A 20,332-nucleotide genomic window follows, 5' to 3' on the forward strand; every position below is an offset into this window, starting at 1 on the left:
CTAAATGTTATGAAATAACATTTATGTTCACTACCCTCCAATAGCAACAAAGCCCTTTTGCAGATCCTCGATCAGCGCTCCCACATCCTCCAGACCAATGTGCAAGCGCAGCACCGGGTTCAGCGCTTTGTCTGCCAGATTCTTCCGATCACTCAGATCAGCGACGGTAATCAAGCTCTCGTAACCGCCCCACGACGCGCCCAGTCCGAACAGACTCAAGGCGCCGATGAAAAGGTCCAGTTGAGCAGGATCGGCATTCACCAGTTCGAACGACAACAAGCCATTGCTGCCACTGAAGTCGCGCTTGAACAACGCGTGATGCGGATGCCCGACCAGCGCCGGATGAAAGACCTTCTTGACCAGAGGTTGCGCCTGTAGCCAGTGGGCAATTTCCAGCGCCTGACGCTCGTGCACATCCAGCCGCGAGGCCAGTGTCCGGGAGCCGCGCAACACCAGATAAGCATCGTCCGGGCTGACGGTGTTGCCGAAGGTTTCGCTCATCCGTCCCAAAGCGGGCCACACCTCTTTGCGCGTGCAAACGCTGCCCATCACCACATCGCTGTGGCCACAAATGTACTTGGTCAAGGCCATGATCGAGATGTCGGCACCCAGCGTCAGTGGCCGATACAGGTAGCCCGAACCCCAGGTGTTGTCGACTGCCAACAGAATGCCCCGGGGTTTGCACAGTGCTGCGATGGCTGGCAGATCGCACAGCTCGTAGAGCAACGAACCCGGCACTTCGGCGTAGACCATTCTGGTGTTGGCTTGCAGCAGACCCTCCAGCCCGCGCCCATCGGCCGGGAAGTAACCGACCTCGATACCGAAAGGGGTGAGAAACTCCGCGGCCAGCCTGCGTACCGGGCCATAGACCGCGTCAGTGAGCAGTACATGATCGCCGGGACGCAGATAGGCCAGAAAGGTTTGCGCCGCAGCTGCGAGACCTGTCGAGAACAGCTTGGTGCGATATCCACCCTCCAGCTCGGTGACCAGGTCTTCCAGCGCGAAACCGGTAGGGTTGCCCCGCGCGCCGTAGCTCAGAACGCGCTCCGTGTCGCGACGCTTACGGATGTCGCGCATCTGACTGAGGCTGTCGAACAGCACGGTGCTCATTCGTGTGACCGGAACATTGACGGCGCGCCCGCCGCTGCCTTTTTCAGTACGCGCGGCATGAATCAGCCGTGTCCGCACGTCAGAGGCTGTGGACGGGCGCTCAGGCTTTTTTGCGTGCAAAGGCTTCAGGCTGTTGATTTCCTGTTCTGTCATTTGCGCCAGCAAGCCGATTTCCCAGGCCAGATACTGACGTGCGGCGTCCTTGTTGCCGGAGTGCCGGTCGTGGGTAAAAAACAGGAAGTCGATGCACTGCGCGTCGGCCAGCGCTGCCACGTTCTCTACCAGCGGCAAGCCCGCTGCTTGCCAGGCCGCCAAACCACCCTCCAGTAACCGAACGTTTGCGCGTTGCGCCTCAGGCAATTCCAGCACAGCCAGCTGTGCGACTTCCGGGCTGTCGGCCACTAACACCAGTGGTCGCGCTTCATCAGCCACCGCGTTCGCCAGCAGCGGACGAATCGACCAGCGCGAGCCCTCGACGTGCGCCTTGCGAAAGCTGGTACTTGGGCGCAAATCAACGAGGGCAATGGCGTCATCCTTCAAAGCATCGAATGCAGCCGTTGCCTTGATGGTTGGCAACAGCGAAGCGTTCAGGCCCGGCGCGACGGGCAGCGCCAGACCACTGCTGATACCGTCCGCCAGCACATAAGCCTGATGCCCCAACTGACGCAGCCAGGCAGCGACGATTGGCGCACGGACGCCGTCGGAATCGATCAGCACGATGCGCGCATGGCGCACGCCGATGTACAGGTCAGTAGACTGAATCAACTGCCCGCCCGGAGTATGTTGCGCACCCGGCAACGTCGCCGCAGCAAACTCTTCAGCAGTGCGCACGTCACACAGGAACAGACTGCGGCTTTGATCTTCCGCCCATCTGGCAACCTGATCGGCGCTGACCGTTTCTACACCGGCTTTTTGCGCCAGTGCCTGAGCGGCTTCGCGCTGTTTGCCGAGGGACTCCACCGCAACCTGATCGGGATAGCGCCGAGCGCTGCCATGTTCCAGTTGCAGGTCAGCGAGGTACCAGCCTTGAGTGCCATTTTCCAGGGCGTAGACCGGGTTTTTCACGCCCAGATCGATCAGCGTCTGTGCACCGATGATGCTACGGGTGCGACCCGCGCAGTTCACGACAATCGGTGTGGTTTCGTCGTTAATCAGCGCAGGCAGCCGATAGCCCAGTTCGCCATTAGGGCAGCAGATGGAGCCGGGAATGGTCATCTTGCGGTATTCGTCGAATGGCCGACCGTCGAGCACCAGCAACGGCTCGCCACGAGCCTGCCATTGGGCCAGTTCGTCGGCGCTGATGTGCGGCGTATGACTGGCCTCTTCCACCAGTTCGCCAAATGCCTTGGACGGCACGTGCACACCGGCAAACAGCTGCGAACCCGCCGCCTGCCAGCCATCGGCGCCGCCTTGCAGGATAGATACCTGCTGATAACCCAGCGCGGCAAGACGAGCGGCAGCGCGTGGGGCAACATCACTGCCGGTCTGGTCATAAATCACCAGACGCACAGCTGGATTGGGCGCCAGACGCGGCGCTTCGATTTCCAGACGGCTGTAGGGCAGATTCTGCCCATGGAACAAATGCGCCTCGCCGTACTGACCGTGCTCGCGCACATCAAACAGGGCAATTTCCTGCCCGTCGAAAAGCCACTGTTGCAGTTGCGCTGGTGTGATGGTTTGGCTCATGGAATCTCACAAATTATTGTATTGATGCAGGACCTGTTGGAGCGGTGCTGCTCTCTAGTGAGCAGAGGACCTGAGCAGACTGTGTGGGAGCGGTGCTTGCCCGCGATACATGAGACGTGGATATAAGTCACACCGCGCCATTATTTATCGCACACACCAACTGCCGGTTAACCGATTACCCAGCCCTGCCACAGGCACGCAGACGGAGCACCTCAATCACGCGTAAGCCTTGATCGAAGGTTCCATCTGCGAGGCGTTGTAATTCAGCACGCGGCCCTCTTCGTTCACGCCAAACCGGCCGTTCAACGACTCCAGCGGGCGGCCATACAAATGGAAATGCAGGGTCGGCGTTTCGCCGTCGACGCGAATGCCGTGCAGGTCTTCGCCGAGAAAACCTATCGGTGTACCTGGCTGCACCACGACTTCTTTTTCCAGCTCAAGTCTGGCGTATTCCGGATTGCTGCCGTCGTCGGTGCGTCCCCAGACGTAGTTGATTTCCTGACCTTGCACAGCAACGATCACTGCCCAGGTTTCATGGTTGTGAGGCAAGGTTTTTTTACCGGGCAGCAGCGAGTTCATGTACAGCGTTGGCGTATTACCGTCGTCGTTCAAACGATAGCGAAAAGCCGTCGAACCCGCGCCAGGCACCGGCGAGGGAAACGTGTCGAAGTTGAACAGGTCATGGCGAGTGGCAAGGCCTTCCAGCAAAGCGATGATTTCCTGCAACGCCGCCCGGTCTACGCCGCGGTCGTTGATCAAACGCACTTGCTGCAAAAGGGTTTCGATGGCTTCGGCACGGTTTTCAATGGTCATAAATACTCCTGGGTTAACTCTTGAACTGAAATGTTTCCCCTGTGGGAGCCGGGCTTGCCCGCGATACAGGCAACGCATATCGCGGGCAAGCCCAGCTCCCACCTGGAAAAGAATTTCAAATCAAAACAGTTTGGGGTTCCTCTTGAAGCCTCAAACAGAAATGCTGTACCGGCTCAGATTGCTCAACACATACGGGTCATTCTGTGCCGCCGGACGTCAACCGGAATCACCCAGTGCATGACGCAGAAACTCCTGGGTACGCTCGCTCACCGGCCGCTGGAAAATCTGCCCGGCGCTGCCGTGCTCAACGATCAGGCCGTTCTCGGTGAAATACACCACGTCGCTGATTTCTTCCGCGAAGCGCATTTCGTGGGTGACCAGCACGCAGGTCATGCCCTCCTCCGTCAGCTCACGGATCACGGTCAGCACTTCGCCGACCGTTTCCGGGTCCAGGGCCGAGGTCACTTCATCAAACAGGATCAGTTCAGGCCGCATGGCCAACGCCCGGGCAATCGCCACACGCTGCTGCTGACCGCCGGACAATTGACCGGGATAAGCATCCGCCTTGTGTTCCATGCGAACCTTGGCCAGCAGCGCGCGAGCCTGTTGCTCGGCCTCGGCACGGCTGACACCCAGCACTTTGCGCGGGGCAATGACCAGGTTTTCCAGTACCGACAAATGCGGGAACAGGTTGTATTGCTGAAAAACGAAGCCAACCCGTTTGCGCAGCTCGATGCGGTCGGCCTCGGTGGCCAGCTTGTTGACCTCAGTCGCACCAACCTGGATGGTGCCGCGCTGGGTCTGTAGCAAACCGGTAATGCAACGCAGGATGGTCGATTTGCCCGAGCCTGAAGGGCCGATGATCGACACTGCCTGACCTCGTTGCACTTCCAGGTCGATACCTTTAAGGACGTGATTGGTACCGAACGACAGATGCAGATCGCGCAGGCTGACCAGAGGGCTGGACGCTGTATCAGTAGAAGGCATAACGGCGCTCCAGACGTTGAGTCAAACGGGAAATCGGATAGCAGTAGGCGAAAAACAACGCCAACAGGCTCAGGTAAATCAGCACCGTGAACCCGGTCTGATTCACGGTATTACTGGCGATCTGCGCCGTATCGATGACGTCATGCACCCCCACCAGCGAAGCCAGCGCAGTGCCCATAGTGATGACCGCATAGAGGTTCATCCACGGCGGCAACATGCGCTTGAAACACTGCGGCAGGATGATCGACGTGAAGATCTGCCAGCGGGTGAACGCCAGTGAACGCGCGGCCTCCCACTGGGTGCTGGGGATCGAACCAATCGCACCGCGGAAGATTTCCGCGACGTTGGCGCTGGCAGGCAAAGCCAGGCCGATAGTGACCTTGACCCAGTCGGGAAACGAAATGTACGAGCTGCCGATATGAATCTCGAACGGGAATACGTACGTAGTGAAATAGATCAGTACCAGCCAGGGCGCATTGCGGAAAATCTGCACCCAGATCCGCGCGGGCAGACGCAATATCCAGCTGGGCGACAAGGCCAGCGCACCGATCAACAGCCCGGCGACGGTGCCCAGGCCAATCGCGACAAGGCTGATCAGAATGTTCTGTCCGAAGCCCTTGGCCAGCGCGGGCGACCACTGCATCAACGCCATGAACACCGGGCTTTGTGGCGCAGCGAAGATCAGCCAGGCAACTGCAGCGACGAGCAGCGCAAGCTTGCCCATATGGCGGCGCGGCCAGGCCAGCGGCACCGACACGGTGGAAGAATCAGTGGCCATAACCGGGCATCCTCAGGCGCGCTTCAAGGGCGCGGCCTACACAATTGACGACGAAACTCAGCAAGCCGAAAAACGACAGAATCAGAATCATCAACTCCAGCACGTTGTCGCTCTGGGTCCAGATCATGATTGCCGCGTAGGTGATATCGCCTACGGCAATGGCCGACGCCACTGCAGTCATCTTCACCAGATCAATCAGGTTGTTGATCAGTGATGGCAAGGCAAACCGCAACGCCAATGGCAGTTGCACATTCCACAGCAACTGACGACTGCTGAATGCCAGCGAGCTGGCGGCTTCCATGGTCACCGACGGCACCGCTTCAATACCGGCGCGCAATGCTTCGGCATGGAACGCGCCCTTGTGCAGGGAAATCACGATCACCACCCAGGCAAACGACGTCAGCGGGTTCGCCGCGCCGACCGCTTGAGTGAGCAGCATGTTCAGCACCAGGAACGCGCAATACAGTTGCACCAGCGTCGGCGTGTTGCGGGTCACTTCAATGAAAACCCGTGCTGGTGTAGCCAGATACGCTTTGCCCGACGTCAGCATCGCCGCCAACACCACCCCGACCAGCAAACTGCCAACGATGGTGAATGCGCACAGCAATAGTGTGGTCAGCGCTCCGTCCACCATGGATCCGCGCTGATAGGCGTCGAGCAAAAAGTTGTAGTTGAGCCCGAACCCGGCGGCCCAGTGAACGAACAGTTCCAGCCAATGACTCATGCGGGGACCTCGCTGTGCAGACGGGCACAGGCCGCTGCGATGCGACGTCCGGCTTCGGCAACACTGGCCGTTGCAGTCGCAATCGACAGCCGAAACCATGGCGACAGCCCATAAGCGCTTCCGGCCACGCCCGCAACGCCCGACTCAAGCAACCAGTCGACCACATCGGCATCGCTATCAATGCGCTGGGCGTCCGGACGATAACGACCGAGCAAACCGGCGCAGCGGACAAACACAAAGAATCCGCCTTGCGGTTCCAGCACCTGCAACCCGTCCACATCGCGCAACGCTGCAACCAGCAGATCACGACGCTGGTGATAGGCGGCGACCTGTTCCGGCAGGAAACCCAAGCCGCCTTCAAATGCCGCCAGTGCCGCGGCTTGGCCGACCGACGATGCGCCGGAGGTGGACTGGGACTGGACGACAGTCATCGCGGTCGTCAGTGTTTGCGGACCCGCGCCAAAGCCGATCCGCCAACCGGTCATGGCATAAGTCTTGGAAACCCCACCCACCAGCAAGCAGCGTGATTGCAGGTCAGGCGCGACGTTAAGCAGGTTCAACGCCTGACGGTCATCAAACCGAATGTGTTCATACAGCTCGTCGAGCAACACCAGAACCTGCGGATGGCGCCGCAATACATCGGCCAGCGCCAGCAACTCGGCTTCGCTGTAGACAGCGCCGCTTGGGTTGCCGGGACCATTGAGGATCAGCCAGCGGGTGCGCTCGGTGATGTGGTTTTCCAGTTGGGCAGGCGTCAGTTTGCAGCCCTGTTCCAACGGGCATTCGATGAAGACCGGTTCGCCACCGCTGAAACGCACGCTATCCGGAAACGACGGCCAGTACGGCACAGGGACCAGCACTTCATCACCGTCATCCAGGGTCGCAGCGAAGGCGTTATAGATAATCTGCTTGGCGCCATTGGCGATCACGATGGAAGGTAGCGCGTAGTCCAGGCGATTTTCCCGCTGCAGTTTGCGCTGCACAGCATCGCGCAAGGCTTTTACGCCGGGGGTCGCCGTGTATTTGGTGTCACCCGCCGCAATCGCCGCACAGGCGGCCTGTTTGATGTGTTCCGGGGTGTCGAAATCCGGCTCGCCCGTTGTCAGATCGAGAATATCGACTCCCGCTTCACGCAAGGCGGTGACACGGGATTTGGCGGCAGCATTGGCCGACAGCGTGACGCGTTGCACGCGTTTTGACAGACGCACGCTCATGGCGCTTCTCCCTGTTCGCCAACCACCAGAACTTTGCCGGGGTTGAGCAGGTTTTTCGGGTCCAGCGCCTGCTTGATGCGACGCATCAGGTCCAGTTCCACCGGGCTTTTGTAGTGAGTGAGCATCTGCAACTTGCGCTGACCAATGCCATGTTCGGCACTGATCGAGCCGCCGAAGGCATGAGCACTGTCATGCACCAGCGCACTCAGGGCGGCGTAATTAGCCATATGCGCCTCAACCGTCGAACCCAGCGGATGGGCCACGTTGTAATGCAGGTTGCCATCGCCCAGATGGCCGAAGGTGAAGTTGCGCACGCCGGGAAAGTGTTCCTGCAGCAAAGCATCGGTGTGAGCAACGAACTCCACCACACGTGAGATCGGCACAGAGATATCGTGCTTCATGTTGCGACCGGCGCGTTTCTGCGCGTCACTCATGTTCTCGCGCAGCAACCACAGGGCTTCGCTCTGGGCGAGGCTTTCGGCGACCAGGGCATCGGCCAGCAAATCGCTTTCGAAAGCAGCACCCAACACCTCTTCAAACGATTGTCGGGCATGGCTTTCGCTGTGGTTATCGGACAATTCCAACAGCGCAAACCAGGGTTGCGCGGCGTTGAAAAAAGGCTTTGGACCGTCCGGAAACTGCTCGCGCAGCAACGCGAGGCAGTCAGCCGTCAGCAACTCGAACGCCGTCAGGCTTGCGCCAAATCCGGCGCGGGCATGGGACAGGAAGCTCACGGCCTGCGCCAGCGACTCAAAGGCCAGGAAAGCTGTCGCCTGAGCCTTGGGCAGAGGAAACAGTTTCAAGGTCGCGGCCGTGATAATGCCCAGGGTGCCTTCGCTGCCAATGTACAGATCGCGCAGGTCGTAGCCGGTGTTGTCCTTACGCAAACCGCGCAGGCCATGCCAGATTTCGCCTTCGGCAGTCACCACTTCCAGACCCAGGGTCAACTCGCGGGTATTGCCATAACGCAGCACCGCGGTGCCACCTGCGTTGGTGCCCAGATTGCCGCCGATCGTGCAACTGCCCTCTGCGCCCAGACTGAGCGGAAACAGACGGTCCACATTGCGCGCCACGTCCTGCAGGTTTTGCAGGATGCAACCGGCTTCAACCGTGAAGGTGTCGTTATCGGTGTCCACCTCACGCACCCGATTCAGGCGATCGAGCAACACCAGCACTGCCCTGCCACTGGCATCGGGTGTCGCCGCGCCCATCAACCCGGTGTTGCCGCCTTGCACCACAATCGGCGCTTGATGCGCAACACACAAACGCACAACCGCTGCGACTTGTTCGGTATCGGCGGGATGCACGATAGCCACGGCCCGCCCGACATAACTGCCCTGCTTGTCGGTCAGTTGCGGCACGGCGTCTTCACCGCTCTGCACATGGCTGGCGCCCAGCAGTTGCTGCAACGCCTCGAACAGGGCTGCACTCATTGCTTGACGGCCAACGGTGCGGCGTTACGGAATTTCTCGTGCAGGTCGCGCAAGGCCTGGGAAGGTGCCATCCCGGTGCGTTCGCCGACTTCGATCAACCAGCCGCTGCGGTGCCAGTCACGCACAATGGCGTCGAGTCTGGCTTGCACGTCATGTTCGCCCTTGCGGATCCAGATCACCGAGTTGGACGGGATCAGGTCGGTAGGCAAAGGGGTTGAGTAATCAGCCCACTCCTCTTCGCCGAGCAGTGCATGCATGGTGGGGCTGACATGGACTGCCGCAACACAACCGTTGCCGCGCAACGACAACAGCGATTCGGACTGGCTGCGGAACGCCTTGATTTGCGCGCCGTAGGTTTCCTGCAATGGTTTGATAAAGTTACTGCCCTGGGACACGCACACCGGCTTGCCCTTGAGGTCTTCCCACTTGCTGATTCCCGCGTCTTTGCGAATCAGTGCTGCACCGCCGACTTCTTCATAAGGCGTGGGCACGTAATCGAGAATCCCGGCACGCTCATCGGTGTACTGCATGTTGGCGATCAGCAGATCAACCTTGCCCTGCTGCAGGAATTGCACACGATTGGGGGCCAGCACGGAGACGGTTTCCAGCTCGACGCCCAACTGTTTGGCAATGCCTTTGGCCAGTTCGACGTTGTAGCCCTGATGCGCGCCGGTGGCTGGGTCAATAGTGCCGAATGGCGGGCCGCTGAGAATCACACCGATGCTGATCTTGTGACGCTGCTGAATCTTGTCCAGTGTCGCGTCGGCATGGGCAAGCCCGGCGCAGAGCACCAGCCCGAGGGCTGTGAGGGTTTTGCGGGTGAAGAAGGTGTTCATGGGTGTTTCCTTGGTAACCGAAGTCGGTCATTTGGAATAGTGCATCCTGTGGGAGCGGTGCTTGCCCGCGATAAACGATAACGCGGTGTCTCTTCCATCCGCGTCTCATGCATCGCGGGCAAGCCTCGCTCCCACAAAGGATCAACAAATCGAATCGTTACCCCTTGAACTGCGCATGCAGCTCAACCAGCGCAGGCGATGCCGGGGTGATGTTGTGGCGCTTCTCGGCCTCGATCAGAAAGCCGGTGCGGTGCCAGTCCTTGACGATGGCATCCAGCCTGACCTGGGTGTCGGTTTCGCCCTGACGGGTCCAGATCACTGATGGCGCAGGGTTGAGTTCTGGCGCGATGGCGCGGTAGTCCTTCCACTCAGGATTGCTGGTCAACAACGGATTGATCAGGGTGGAGTCATGAACCGCGGCTACGCAGTTGTTGCCACGCAGCGCCAGTAGCGATTCCGAAGAGCTTTTGAACGCCTTGAGCTCGGCACCAAACTCAGTGAGCGGCTTGACGTAGCTGCTGCCCTGAGAGGTGCACACCGGCTGACCTTTGAGGTCTTGCCAAGTATTGATCTTGCTGTCTTTCAGCACCGCTGCCGTACCGCCAACCCGATAGAAAGGCGTCGGCACCGACCCCAGGATCTGGCCACGCTCAGCGGTCCATTCCATGTTGGCGATCAACAGATCCACCTTGCCCTGCTGCAGGAACTGCACGCGGTTGGCGGGCAGGACCGACACCAGTTCGACTTCTGCGCCAAGACGACGGCCGATGTCTTCGGCCAGATCGACGTTCAGCCCTTTTGGCTTCTGGCTGGACGGATCGATAGAACCGAACGGCCCACCGGAAAGCAGAACCCCCACCACGACCTTGTGCCGGGCTTCAATTTTGTCCAGCGTTGCATCGGCCTGGGCCAGGCCGCTGACCGCGAACGAAACCAGAGCGCTCAGCATGACGGGCATAAAACGAGAAACTGGCGTGCGAGTGGTCGGCATAATCATTCCCTGTTAATGGTCGGCGTACCCCGACCTGATGTGTGGGCATCCTAGGTAGCGGCAACAATTAACGGAAATTCAAATATCAAATATGGTTATAACTTTCTGTATTCCAGCTTCAAACAAAAAAGCTATAAGCTCGTAAAACGGGCCCCTTATGAAGTTTCTAAAAAACACTGACCGACATTACATAAAAATACGTAATGTATTGAGCTGTCTGATTGATATGAATCGAGCCATATCCCCATGCTGAACCATCCGCCCAACACGACACTTGATCTGGAATTGCTGCGCACTTTCATTGCCGTGGTTGACCACAACAGCTTCGCTGAAGCCGGAGCCCGACTGGCACGTACACAATCATCCGTGACCCAGCACATGCAGCGTCTGGAGCAGCAAGTGGGAGTCAGTCTGTTCCAGAAACAGGGTCGCCAGAAACAGCTCACCGAGCCAGGTCGCCAGTTGTTGCGTCATGCCCGGCAAATGTTGTCGCTCAATGACGAAGCACTCAATTCCCTGCGCGAAGACAGCCTGAGTGGCGTGCTGCGCATAGGCTCACCTCACGATATCGCCGATACGATTTTGCCGCCGATTCTCAGCCACATCGCACGCTCGGCACCGCGTCTTCGGCTGGAAATCGACGTCGGCCGCAGCCCGTTTCTGATGGATGATCTACATCGCGGCAAGGTGGACCTGGTCATTTCCACTCGCGAAGATCCGGACCTTGAAGGCTTTGCCTTGCGCACGTCGCCGGTCTGGTGGATCTGTTCTGCGGGGTACATTCACGAGCCGGGCGAGCCGCTGCCGCTGATCCTGATAGATGAGCCGAGCATTTACCGACGTTATGCGCTGGAAGCCCTTGAGCGTGCCAATATCCCCTGGCGTCAGGCGTATCTGGCATCCAACCTGATCGGCGTCAAGGCCGCCACTCGCGCGGGACTGGGTGTGACGGCACGAAGCATGGAAATGCTCGGCCCGGACATGCGCGTGCTGGGTGAGAACGACGGTCTGCCGCGCCTGCCGGACGTGACCTACCACCTGTGGATCAGGCCAAACACAGTCAACCCGTTGGCACGCCGGGCTTATGAACTGATTCGTGGGAGTCAGGGATTGTAGGTTTTTCTTCGCCAAAAGAATTATCAGAATTGGAATGGGATCGTATGTGGGAGCGGTGCTTGCCCGCGATACAGGCAACGCATATCGCGGGCAAGCACCGCTCCCACATGGGACTGCGTTCCAATTCAAATAATGCAGTGGCTTCAAGCAAGCCACTTATTCACCCGACCGCAGGACATTGCGTCCCACACCTGAACCCGATACTGTACATGCAAACAGTACCGGAGTTTCCCATGCAGCTGATCGACAAGCTCAGCATCCTTGCGGATGCCGCCAAGTATGACGCGTCATGCGCCAGCAGCGGTGCACCCAAGCGTAGTTCGGAGGGCAAGACCGGGCTGGGTTCGAGCAACGGCATGGGTATCTGCCACAGCTATACGCCTGATGGACGCTGTGTTTCGCTACTGAAAATCCTGCTGACCAACTTCTGTCTTTACGACTGCCAATACTGTGTCAATCGCCGCTCCAGCGACGTACCCCGTGCCCGCTTCAGCCCCGAAGAAGTGGTCACCCTGACACTGGATTTTTATCGACGTAATTGTGTCAGCGGGCTGTTCCTCAGTTCCGGAATCATTCGTTCGTCCGACTACACCATGGAACAGTTGATCGAAGTAGCGCGTCAACTGCGGGAGGTCCATGAGTTTCGTGGCTATATCCACCTCAAGACCATCCCGGACGCGGACCCGGCACTGATCGAAATGGCCGGCCGTTACGCTGATCGCCTGAGCGTCAACATCGAACTGCCCACCGATGACGGCTTGAAAACCCTGGCTCCGGAAAAAAACGTCGTCACGATCAAGCAGGCGATGAAGACCATTCACACCGGACAGCAAACCATCCTCAACGAGCCACGTGCGCCGCGCTTTGTACCTGCCGGGCAAAGCACGCAAATGATCGTCGGCGCTGACGAGACCGACGACAGTACCATTCTCACCAGCGCCGAATCCCTGTACGGCAATTACGGCCTGCGCCGGGTTTACTACTCCGCGTTCAGCCCCATCCCCAACAGCCCGAAAAGTGTCCCGTTGGCCGCCCCGCCACTGATGCGCGAGCACCGTCTGTATCAGGCGGATTTCCTGCTGCGGGGCTATGGCTTCAAGGTCAAGGAGCTGTTTCAGGGCGCTGGTGATCTGGCACTGGACATCGATCCAAAACTGGCGTGGGCCCTGAACAACCGCAGCCTGTTCCCCATGGACCTCAACCGCGCCGACGCTTCACAGATTGCGCGAATCCCAGGCATCGGTATCCGCACCACCAACCGTTTGCTGGAACTACGCCGTCAGCGTCGAATCCGCTACGAAGACCTGACACGCATGCGCTGTGTACTGGCCAAGGCCAAACCGTTCATCATTACCTGCGACTATCACCCGACTCAGGCAGAGAGCAGCAGCGAGTCATTGCACATGTTGTTGCGCGACCGCCCAGCTCCGCAGCAAATGGGGTTATGGGGATGATTTGCCTGGATTGCGACGACCTGTTCGACAACTGGCGACAGCAGGCACGCTGGCTGCTCAGCCATGAAGTCGATCCAAGTCAGGTGAGCTGGAAATCCAGCGACGGCAGCGACCTGTTCGGTTCTGATCACAGCTACCCGGAACAGCAAGGTCCGTTTCAGGCCCGGATCCCGCTGGCCCTTCTGCAGTTGCTGGAAAGCGCCTCACAATTTCGCGGCGATCAGCGCTGGAGCCTGTTGTATGAGGTGCTTTGGCGCGTCAGTCACGGGGATCGCACCGCGATGCTGGCGGGCGACAAGCTGGGCAGCGAGCTGCATCGGCGCATCAAACAAGTCAGCCGAGAAGCCCATCATCTGCACGCATTTCTGCGTTTTGTTGTACTGCCCGAATCTGAGCTGCCAGAGCAATTTGCGCAGCCACAATACGTCGCGTGGCACGAACCTGCTCACGACATCCTGCACAGCGCCAGTCAGCATTTTATCGGCCGTATGGGGCAGCATCGGTGGATGATTGCCACACCCAAAGACGGCGTCTACTACGATGGTCACCAGTTGATCCATCAGCGTGTCTGCCCGCCTGCCTGGCAACAACTGGCGCGCAACGCCGAGGATCCGGGTGGAGAGCTGTGGCTGACCTATTACAGTCACATCTTCAACCCGGCACGCCTGAACCCCAAGGTCATGGAAGGCCACTTCCCAAGCCGTTTCTGGAAAAACCTGCCTGAAGGTCCTTTAATTCCTGCTTTAATCAGTGAAGCGAGAACCGGCAAACAACGTGATGGTCAGGCCAGTCAGGTCGCCGCAAGGCCCGGCAAGCGTATCGCACGCGGTCCGGGAATTGCCTCGTCCTAGAGCGCTACACCGTTCATCAGTTGCTATCAAAGCCTTCAAACATCAAGACCTTCTTGGTAATCTGCGACACACTTCAAACAACTACCTTCTCATCGAAGTGGATCAGCATCAGGAAATCACCAAATGGAAGGCATGGGCATAAGACTCAAGTTGGAAAGAAAGCGTCTCGATCTTTCTCAGCGAGACCTGGGTTTGGTTGGCGGGGTTGAAGCCAATGCTCAAGGGCTTTACGAACGAGGCAAGCGCTTTCCCAATGCCGAATACCTCAGAGCTGTTGCGAAGGCCGGGGTCGATGTTTTGTATGTCATTACCGGTTCCCGGGAGTTACTGGCCATCGACTCCATTTCCGCAGGCGAGTCGAAAGTGTTATCCGAGCTGGACGGTTTACCTCTGGATGTACAGGAAGACATCAAACGCTTGATCAGCACTCTTTCTGTATCTGAAGAGCAAGCCGTTAAATCCTGATGGGTTTTACTACCGAGCACGTCGGCAGTACCCTGCGAACTAACCTGCTGAATGAAACATAGTCAGTGGGGACGACTTAGCCGGAAAACCAAAGCCGGTCCCATTGGGTTTGTTTAGTGCATTAGTTGCGCGCAAACATGGCGGCCCAGCAGCAAAGTCTCATTCCAGTTCTACCCCACCCTCAATACACGTCACCACCTCGCCGCCAATCCAGATGTCGTCACCAAGACGCTGCACGTAAACCCGACCTTGCCTGCCCAGCACCGTGCCTTGGCTGACCACATAGCTGTCCTCTGCCAGCCCGGCACTCAACAACCATTGCGCGATACCGGCATTGAGGCTCCCGGTCACCGGATCTTCAGGCATGCCGTCACCCGGGATGAATGCTCGGACTTCAAATTGAGCTTCCTCCCCATCGAGTAGCGGATCCCAAGGCGCGAACACACCAATCGCCAGACCGCCCAACTGCGCATAATCCGGTTTCAGCGCCAGTACGCTGGCTCTGTCCGCGAGCCTGAGTGCTAACCATCCAGCACCGTTATCAACCCAGCGGGCGTCAAGAATCGCAGCGTCAGCCAGCCCCATTCCAGCGCGAATCCGCTCCAGCAACCCAGCCTCGACCGGCTCAGAACGCAACAACGCGGGTGCAGTAAACGCCAGTTGTTTGCCCTGGCGACGAATCCGCACCAAACCTATGCCGCATTCCTGAATGATTTCCTCCCCTTTAGGCTGCCCGCCACTCTCCAGCCAGGCATGGCAACTGCCCAGCGTCGGGTGCCCGGCGAACGGCAACTCATACTGCGTGGTGAAGATCCGCAGTCGATAATCCGCCTCGGGATGCTGGGGCTTAAGCACAAAAGTGGTTTCACTCAGGTTGGTCCAGTGGGCGAACGCGGCCATGGTTGATTCGCTGAGTGCGTCAGCCTCAAGCACCACGGCCAGCGGGTTGCCCTTGAGGGCATGCCGACTGAATACATCAACTTGTTTGAACGAATAACGACTCATCACTGCCCACTCTGAAAACGCCAAGGCGGCGAGACTCTCATTTCAAACCGGGCAAGGTAAAGCCCGGAAAAAACTGTTGCACAAAAATCGCGAGCAACTGTAGTGCAGCCTGCCCGGCGCGATCCGCTACCGTCACCGCACGATATCAATGCAGGAAGCAGCTCATGATCGACTTTCAGACACTGTCTTTATTCTGCGGTGCAGTGATGCTTCTGTTGATCACACCGGGGCCGAACATGGCGTTTGTCATGAGCCACGGCTTTACCTATGGCTGGCGCGGCGGTCTGACCGTTTCGCTGGGGATCGGCGCCGCGGATATCGTGCTGACGATACTGACCGCAACCGGGGTGACCGGTCTCGTCGCGGCATGGCCGCCGTCTTTCGACATCATTCGTTATGTCGGCGCGGTCTACCTGTTGTGGATGGCCTGGAAAGCCCTGCAAGGCGGCAAGCCGGGCAAAAACGTCATCGATAACAAGGTTTCGCTGAGAACAGTGTTCGTCAGGTCGATGCTCAACAGCTTGCTCAATCCAAAGGCGCTGCTGTTTTTCATCGTCTTCCTGCCGCAATTCGTGACGCCTTCCAACGGCATGATCGCCCAACAACTGATCGTGCTCGGCCTGGTGCTGACGATAATTGCATTTGTCTTCCATGCCCTACTGGGTGCCTTTGGCAGCACCATCAATCGTTGGTTTGCGGGCAAAGAACGGTTAGGCAAGCTACAACACAGAGTGCTTGCGGCGGTGCTGACCCTGATGGCCGTGCGCCTGATGGTCATGTCCAGACCGTGAATCTGTTGTAGAGGGCACCATTCAAGCATCCGCCGGGTCAGATATCACTCACGCCACGCGGAGAACCCATCATGCTGGACAGCCCATCCACCGCCCCGGTCGAAACGCTTTACACGCTCATGGCGCAAAAACGTTTTGTGGTCCTGACCGGGGCAGGCATCAGCACACCGTCGGGTATTCCTGATTACCGGGATACCGACGGTGTAAGGCGCGGCAAGGCACCGATGATGTTCCAGGAGTTTCTCGGCTCACCTGAAGCGCGGCGACGCTATTGGGCGCGAGCGATGCTGGGCTGGCCGCGGGTGCGGATTGCTCAACCCAATGCGGCGCATCGCGCTTTGGCGACGCTGCAATCTCATCGCTACATTAGCGGTTTGATCACGCAAAACGTCGATACGCTACATGATCAGGCTGGCAGCACTGACGTCGTCGAGCTGCATGGCAGCCTGCACCGGGTGCTGTGCCTGGACTGCGGCGAGCGCTTTGATCGCGCCGCGATTCAGCAATTGATGGAAGCGCAGAATCACTATCTGGCAGACGTTGACGCAGTGCAGGCGCCGGATGGCGATACCTTGCTCGACCCGGCATTTGAGACGCGCTTCCAGGTACCACATTGCCCGCATTGCAATGGCCAGCGCCTCAAGCCCGATGTGGTGTTCTTCGGCGAAAATGTTGCGCCGCCTACCGCTGCAAAAGCTTTGGCGAATGTGACCCATGCTGACGGCTTGCTGGTAGTGGGCTCGTCACTGATGGCTTACTCCGCATTCCGCCTGTGCAAGACCATAAGCGAGCAAGGCAAGCCACTGATTGCCATCAACATCGGCAAGACACGCGCCGATGAACTGCTGGATCTGAAGATTGAGATGTCGTGCGAGATATTGTTGCCGGAGTTGGTGGAGCGGTTGGTCGGGCACAGAGATACCTGATGCCTGCAATTACCTGTGGGAGCCGGGCTTACCCGCGATAAGGACACCGCGATCCAAAGTGAACCGCGTCCGGCCTTATCGCGGGCAAGCCCGGCTCCCACAGAGGATCGCATTTCAGAATTAGATGGGGAATGATCTAAAACAACCCCAACTGCCCGCCAATCAGCTTGCTGAAATCATCATCCACGAATGGCAGGATTGCCTCCGCGATAGGTTGCAACTGGCGGGTGACGTAATGGTCGTAGTCGATAGGTGCATGCCTGACTTCCAAAGGCTCCGGCCCGGCAACGCTGATGACATAGCTGATCCAGCCGCCATTCTGATACTGCTTGGGACGACCCAGGCTTGCGTTGTGTTCGTCCGCAAGACGCGCTGCCCGGACATGAGGTGGCACGTTACGCTCATAATCATCCAGTCGACGTCTTAGCCGTTTGCGATAGATCAGCAAGTCATCCAGCTCGCCCGCCACGGTACGGCGCACATAGTCGCGCACATAGTCCTGATACGGCCGCCGATGGAAAATCCGCGAATACAACTCCTGCTGGAATTCCCGGGCCAGTGGCGACCAATCGGTGCGGACCGTTTCCAGTCCTTTGTAAATCATTTCATCGGAGCCATCCGCGCGCCTGACCAGCCCGGCATAGCGCTTCTTGCTGCCCTCTTCCGCACCGCGAATAGTCGGCATCAGGAAGCGTCGAAAGTGTGTCTCGAACTGCAGTTCAAGGGCACTGGTCAGGCCATACTCCTGCTGTAAATGCTCGCGCCACCACAGGTTGACCTGTTGCACCAGCGTACGGCCGATCCGGGTCGCGTCTTCCTCGCCGTGCAGGCTTTTGAGCCAGACAAAGGTGGAGTCGGTATCGCCGTAAATCACCGTATAACCCTGGGCTTCAATCAACTGCCGGGTGCGGCGCATGATCTCGTGGCCGCGCAGGGTGATCGATGACGCGAGCCGCGTATCAAAAAAGCGGCAGCCACTGGAACCGAGCACGCCATAAAAGGCGTTCATGATGATCTTCAAGGCCTGAGACAGCGGCTGATTGTTCTCCCGCTTGGCCGTCTCGCGCCCCTGCCAGACCCGCTCGACAATCGCGGGCAAGCAATGCCGGGTGCGAGAGAAGCGCCCGCCGCGAAAACCCGGTACAGAGTCTTCGTCCGACGGATTGCGCAAGCCTTCGACCAGACCCACCGGATCAATCAGGAAGGTGCGGATAATCGACGGGTAAAGGCTCTTGTAGTCCAGCACCAACACTGACTCATACAACCCCGGCTGCGAGTCCATGACAAATCCACCGGGACTGGCCTCGGGCATGCGCTCGCCAAGGTTGGGCGCCACAAAGCCCTGGCGATGCATCAACGGAATGTACAGATGACAGAACGCAGCCACCGAGCCGCCGCTGCGGTCAGCAGGCAACCCCGTGACCGAAGCGCGCTCCAGCAGGAAGGTCAGCAACTCGGTTTTGGCAAAGATGCGCGTCACCAGTTCGCAGTCTTTCAGGTTGTAGCGCGCCAGCGCAGGCTTGTCCTCGGCGAACATGCGGTTGATTTCATCCATGCGCTGGTAAGGCGTATCGATCGCCTTGCCCTCTCCGAGCAAGGTCTGGGCGACATTTTCCAGGCTGAACGACGGGAAGCTCCAGGTCGCCGAGCGCAGCGCCTCGATGCCGTCGATGATCAGACGCCCGCTGGCGTCGGCGAAAAAGTGATTGTTGCGTGATCCATGCTCGCGCCAACCCATGGCTTCCCCGCCCCGCCCAAGGCGCAGTGGCACTTGCAGTCGCTGAGCATGCTCGTGCAGTACCCGCAGGTCGAACTGCACCACATTCCAGCCAATGATCGCGTCCGGATCGTGAAGCTCAAGCCACTGGTTGAGACGCTCCAGCAGCAGCTTGCGGGTGTCGCAGTATTCAAGCGCGAAGTCGACGTCCCGGTCATCGCCATTGGCGGGGCCCAGCATGTAAACCTGACGCTGGCCGCAACCTTCCAGCGCGATGGAGTACAACTCGCCTTTTTCCGTGGTTTCGATATCCAGCGACGCAAGACGCAACTGGGGCCGGTAGTGTTCTGCAGGCCGGATCTGCGCCTCGCACAGCGTGCCATTACTGTCCGCAACACCGCTGAATTGCACGGGGGCGGTGATGAAACGCTCCATCAGATAGCGTTCAGGTGGGCGGATATCGGCCTCGTAGACATCCACCCCGCCTTTGCGCAGGGATTTTTCCAGGTTCATCAGTTGCCGGTGCTGCTGGCAATAAACCCCAAGGACCGGGCGATGGCGGAAATCACACAGACTCAGCTCACGAAGCTCGACCCCTGACTCGCTGCGCAATACGGCTTCGGCACGAGCACGCTGTTCAGCAGGAATGAACGCCACCGAAGGTTGTACAGGCAGGCGAATGTGCCGGGGACCGTTATCGGTCGCCAGCCAGAATTCCACCTGCGTGCCTTCGGGCGTATCACGCCAGTGTCGGCTCAGGATAAAGCCCTGCTGTACATCCACCACCGCAAACCTCAAAAACCTTCAGGAGCGTGATTCTACTTGGCATTGCCCGCTAGAGGGCGACTCATCTTCGTGACGGCGGCTACGACCAAAGAATCCACGCCTGACCGCTTGCCAATGTCAGGAGCTTGAGGCGATAAAGGCACCCTCCGCACTGGATTTATCTTCGCCACGGGACGTGACATGTCAGCAGACCAGCGCTTCAACCTGATTGCCGAACAACTTGGTTACAGCTTTGATGGCGAGATCAAAATCGGCGGCAATTATGTGCCGCTGATTCGGCACAACGACGAGATTTACATCAGTGGGCAAATCCCCAGGGTTGGCGACACGGTAGTCGACACCGGACGCGCAGGGGCCGACACCACTCTGGCTCAGGCGCAACTGGCGGCGAAAGTCTGCGCGATGCGCGCGCTCGCCTTACTGCAACGCAGCGCGGGATCACTGGACGGGATCAAGCGGTTGCTGCGCATGAACCTGTACGTGCAATGCGCCCAGAATTTCACTCAGCAAAGCGAAGTGGCCGACGCGGCTTCTGAGGTGCTGTTCTTCGTGCTGGGCGACGTCGGTGCGCACACTCGCACGTCGGTCGGGGTCTATCAGTTGCCGAAGAACGCCACCGTTGAACTTGACCTGATCGCAGTGGTGTAAG

At 58.7% G+C, this 20,332-nt stretch carries 17 protein-coding genes and 1 pseudogene; 7 read left to right on the forward strand and 11 right to left on the reverse strand.

The genetic code is table 11. From position 1 onward, the window contains the following. Positions 1–30: 30 nt before the first annotated feature. The 9 genes and pseudogenes from metC to K3169_RS16975 form a co-directional block, all read right to left on the reverse strand. Positions 31–2,796, reverse strand: coding sequence for a cystathionine beta-lyase (metC, locus tag K3169_RS16935; protein ID WP_263267211.1), 2,766 nt, complete (start codon positions 2,794–2,796; stop codon positions 31–33). A 216-nt stretch (positions 2,797–3,012) separates the two neighbouring features. After that, a complete protein-coding gene (locus K3169_RS16940) occupies positions 3,013–3,609 on the reverse strand; it encodes a cysteine dioxygenase (protein WP_263267212.1) in 597 nt (198 codons plus the stop codon). Between the two features lie 150 nt (positions 3,610–3,759). Further along, a pseudogene (locus K3169_RS16945) lies at positions 3,760–4,596 on the reverse strand (amino acid ABC transporter ATP-binding protein). Continuing rightward, positions 4,583–5,374, reverse strand: a complete 792-nt coding sequence (locus tag K3169_RS16950) for an amino acid ABC transporter permease (protein WP_027898430.1) — start codon at positions 5,372–5,374, stop codon at positions 4,583–4,585. Before K3169_RS16950 ends, K3169_RS16945 begins: the two are co-directional and overlap by 14 nt. Further along, the gene (locus K3169_RS16955) at positions 5,364–6,098 is read right to left on the reverse strand and encodes an amino acid ABC transporter permease (RefSeq protein WP_263267214.1); all 735 of its coding nucleotides are present in this window, start codon (positions 6,096–6,098) and stop codon (positions 5,364–5,366) included. Before K3169_RS16955 ends, K3169_RS16950 begins: the two co-directional genes overlap by 11 nt. Beyond that, the gene (locus K3169_RS16960) at positions 6,095–7,312 is read right to left on the reverse strand and encodes an aminotransferase class I/II-fold pyridoxal phosphate-dependent enzyme (RefSeq protein ID WP_231678148.1); all 1,218 of its coding nucleotides are present in this window, start codon (positions 7,310–7,312) and stop codon (positions 6,095–6,097) included. The genes K3169_RS16955 and K3169_RS16960 overlap by 4 nt, the downstream gene beginning before the upstream one ends. Then, positions 7,309–8,745, reverse strand: coding sequence for an FAD-binding oxidoreductase (locus K3169_RS16965; RefSeq protein WP_263267215.1), 1,437 nt, complete (start codon positions 8,743–8,745; stop codon positions 7,309–7,311). The genes K3169_RS16960 and K3169_RS16965 overlap by 4 nt, the downstream gene beginning before the upstream one ends. Then, a complete protein-coding gene (locus K3169_RS16970) occupies positions 8,742–9,581 on the reverse strand; it encodes a transporter substrate-binding domain-containing protein (RefSeq protein WP_122704159.1) in 840 nt (279 codons plus the stop codon). The genes K3169_RS16965 and K3169_RS16970 overlap by 4 nt, the downstream gene beginning before the upstream one ends. Before the next feature lie 157 nt (positions 9,582–9,738). Then, the gene (locus K3169_RS16975) at positions 9,739–10,572 is read right to left on the reverse strand and encodes a transporter substrate-binding domain-containing protein (RefSeq protein WP_122704157.1); all 834 of its coding nucleotides are present in this window, start codon (positions 10,570–10,572) and stop codon (positions 9,739–9,741) included. Between the two features lie 246 nt (positions 10,573–10,818). Between K3169_RS16975 and K3169_RS16980 the strand changes: the two genes are divergently transcribed. From K3169_RS16980 to K3169_RS16995, 4 genes are all read left to right on the forward strand, one after another. Further along, positions 10,819–11,688, forward strand: coding sequence for a LysR substrate-binding domain-containing protein (locus K3169_RS16980; protein ID WP_231678145.1), 870 nt, complete (start codon positions 10,819–10,821; stop codon positions 11,686–11,688). Positions 11,689–11,921: 233 nt separating this feature from the next. After that, positions 11,922–13,142: a putative DNA modification/repair radical SAM protein gene (locus K3169_RS16985; protein WP_027902755.1), complete on the forward strand. Its 1,221-nt coding sequence runs from the start codon at positions 11,922–11,924 to the stop codon at positions 13,140–13,142. Next, on the forward strand, positions 13,133–13,993 hold the full coding sequence (locus K3169_RS16990) for a TIGR03915 family putative DNA repair protein (RefSeq protein WP_206361651.1): 861 nt from the start codon (positions 13,133–13,135) through the stop codon (positions 13,991–13,993). The genes K3169_RS16985 and K3169_RS16990 overlap by 10 nt, the downstream gene beginning before the upstream one ends. Before the next feature lie 123 nt (positions 13,994–14,116). Continuing rightward, positions 14,117–14,458 (forward strand): helix-turn-helix domain-containing protein, encoded by a 342-nt coding sequence (locus K3169_RS16995; protein ID WP_027902753.1) that lies wholly within the window; start codon positions 14,117–14,119, stop codon positions 14,456–14,458. Positions 14,459–14,617: 159 nt separating this feature from the next. On the opposite strand, the gene K3169_RS17000 is transcribed toward K3169_RS16995, so the two are convergent. After that, positions 14,618–15,463: a PhzF family phenazine biosynthesis protein gene (locus tag K3169_RS17000; protein WP_263267216.1), complete on the reverse strand. Its 846-nt coding sequence runs from the start codon at positions 15,461–15,463 to the stop codon at positions 14,618–14,620. A gap of 164 nt (positions 15,464–15,627) precedes the next feature. Here K3169_RS17000 and K3169_RS17005 point away from each other — a divergent pair, with 164 nt between their 5' ends. Both K3169_RS17005 and K3169_RS17010 read left to right on the forward strand, forming a co-directional pair. Then, the gene (locus K3169_RS17005; protein WP_263267217.1) at positions 15,628–16,254 is read left to right on the forward strand and encodes a LysE family translocator; all 627 of its coding nucleotides are present in this window, start codon (positions 15,628–15,630) and stop codon (positions 16,252–16,254) included. 71 nt (positions 16,255–16,325) lie between these two features. Next, entirely contained in the window at positions 16,326–17,180 is an 855-nt protein-coding gene (locus K3169_RS17010; RefSeq protein WP_122704147.1) for an NAD-dependent protein deacetylase, read from the forward strand. A gap of 136 nt (positions 17,181–17,316) precedes the next feature. Here K3169_RS17010 and K3169_RS17015 read toward each other — a convergent pair whose 3' ends face one another. Next, positions 17,317–19,680, reverse strand: a complete 2,364-nt coding sequence (locus K3169_RS17015) for a DNA polymerase II (RefSeq protein WP_263267218.1) — start codon at positions 19,678–19,680, stop codon at positions 17,317–17,319. A gap of 183 nt (positions 19,681–19,863) precedes the next feature. Here K3169_RS17015 and K3169_RS17020 point away from each other — a divergent pair, with 183 nt between their 5' ends. Next, complete coding sequence (locus K3169_RS17020) at positions 19,864–20,331, forward strand: RidA family protein (RefSeq protein WP_263267219.1); 468 nt, start codon at positions 19,864–19,866, stop codon at positions 20,329–20,331. The last annotated feature ends 1 nt before the right edge of the window (position 20,332 follow it).

Origin of the sequence: Pseudomonas phytophila (assembly GCF_025643095.1) — a bacterium.
GTDB lineage: Bacteria > Pseudomonadota > Gammaproteobacteria > Pseudomonadales > Pseudomonadaceae > Aquipseudomonas > Aquipseudomonas quasicaspiana.

What these genes read in the sequence shown, in the direction of transcription:
- metC (WP_263267211.1), bottom strand. Translation starts at nt 2,796, where the DNA reads ATGAGCCAAACCATCACACCAGCGCAACTGCAACAGTGGCTTTTCGAC.
- K3169_RS16940 (WP_263267212.1), bottom strand. Translation starts at nt 3,609, where the DNA reads ATGACCATTGAAAACCGTGCCGAAGCCATCGAAACCCTTTTGCAGCAA.
- K3169_RS16950 (WP_027898430.1), bottom strand. Translation starts at nt 5,374, where the DNA reads ATGGCCACTGATTCTTCCACCGTGTCGGTGCCGCTGGCCTGGCCGCGC.
- K3169_RS16955 (WP_263267214.1), bottom strand. Translation starts at nt 6,098, where the DNA reads ATGAGTCATTGGCTGGAACTGTTCGTTCACTGGGCCGCCGGGTTCGGG.
- K3169_RS16960 (WP_231678148.1), bottom strand. Translation starts at nt 7,312, where the DNA reads ATGAGCGTGCGTCTGTCAAAACGCGTGCAACGCGTCACGCTGTCGGCC.
- K3169_RS16965 (WP_263267215.1), bottom strand. Translation starts at nt 8,745, where the DNA reads ATGAGTGCAGCCCTGTTCGAGGCGTTGCAGCAACTGCTGGGCGCCAGC.
- K3169_RS16970 (WP_122704159.1), bottom strand. Translation starts at nt 9,581, where the DNA reads ATGAACACCTTCTTCACCCGCAAAACCCTCACAGCCCTCGGGCTGGTG.
- K3169_RS16975 (WP_122704157.1), bottom strand. Translation starts at nt 10,572, where the DNA reads ATGCCGACCACTCGCACGCCAGTTTCTCGTTTTATGCCCGTCATGCTG.
- K3169_RS16980 (WP_231678145.1), top strand. Translation starts at nt 10,819, where the DNA reads ATGCTGAACCATCCGCCCAACACGACACTTGATCTGGAATTGCTGCGC.
- K3169_RS16985 (WP_027902755.1), top strand. Translation starts at nt 11,922, where the DNA reads ATGCAGCTGATCGACAAGCTCAGCATCCTTGCGGATGCCGCCAAGTAT.
- K3169_RS16990 (WP_206361651.1), top strand. Translation starts at nt 13,133, where the DNA reads ATGGGGATGATTTGCCTGGATTGCGACGACCTGTTCGACAACTGGCGA.
- K3169_RS16995 (WP_027902753.1), top strand. Translation starts at nt 14,117, where the DNA reads ATGGAAGGCATGGGCATAAGACTCAAGTTGGAAAGAAAGCGTCTCGAT.
- K3169_RS17000 (WP_263267216.1), bottom strand. Translation starts at nt 15,463, where the DNA reads ATGAGTCGTTATTCGTTCAAACAAGTTGATGTATTCAGTCGGCATGCC.
- K3169_RS17005 (WP_263267217.1), top strand. Translation starts at nt 15,628, where the DNA reads ATGATCGACTTTCAGACACTGTCTTTATTCTGCGGTGCAGTGATGCTT.
- K3169_RS17010 (WP_122704147.1), top strand. Translation starts at nt 16,326, where the DNA reads ATGCTGGACAGCCCATCCACCGCCCCGGTCGAAACGCTTTACACGCTC.
- K3169_RS17020 (WP_263267219.1), top strand. Translation starts at nt 19,864, where the DNA reads ATGTCAGCAGACCAGCGCTTCAACCTGATTGCCGAACAACTTGGTTAC.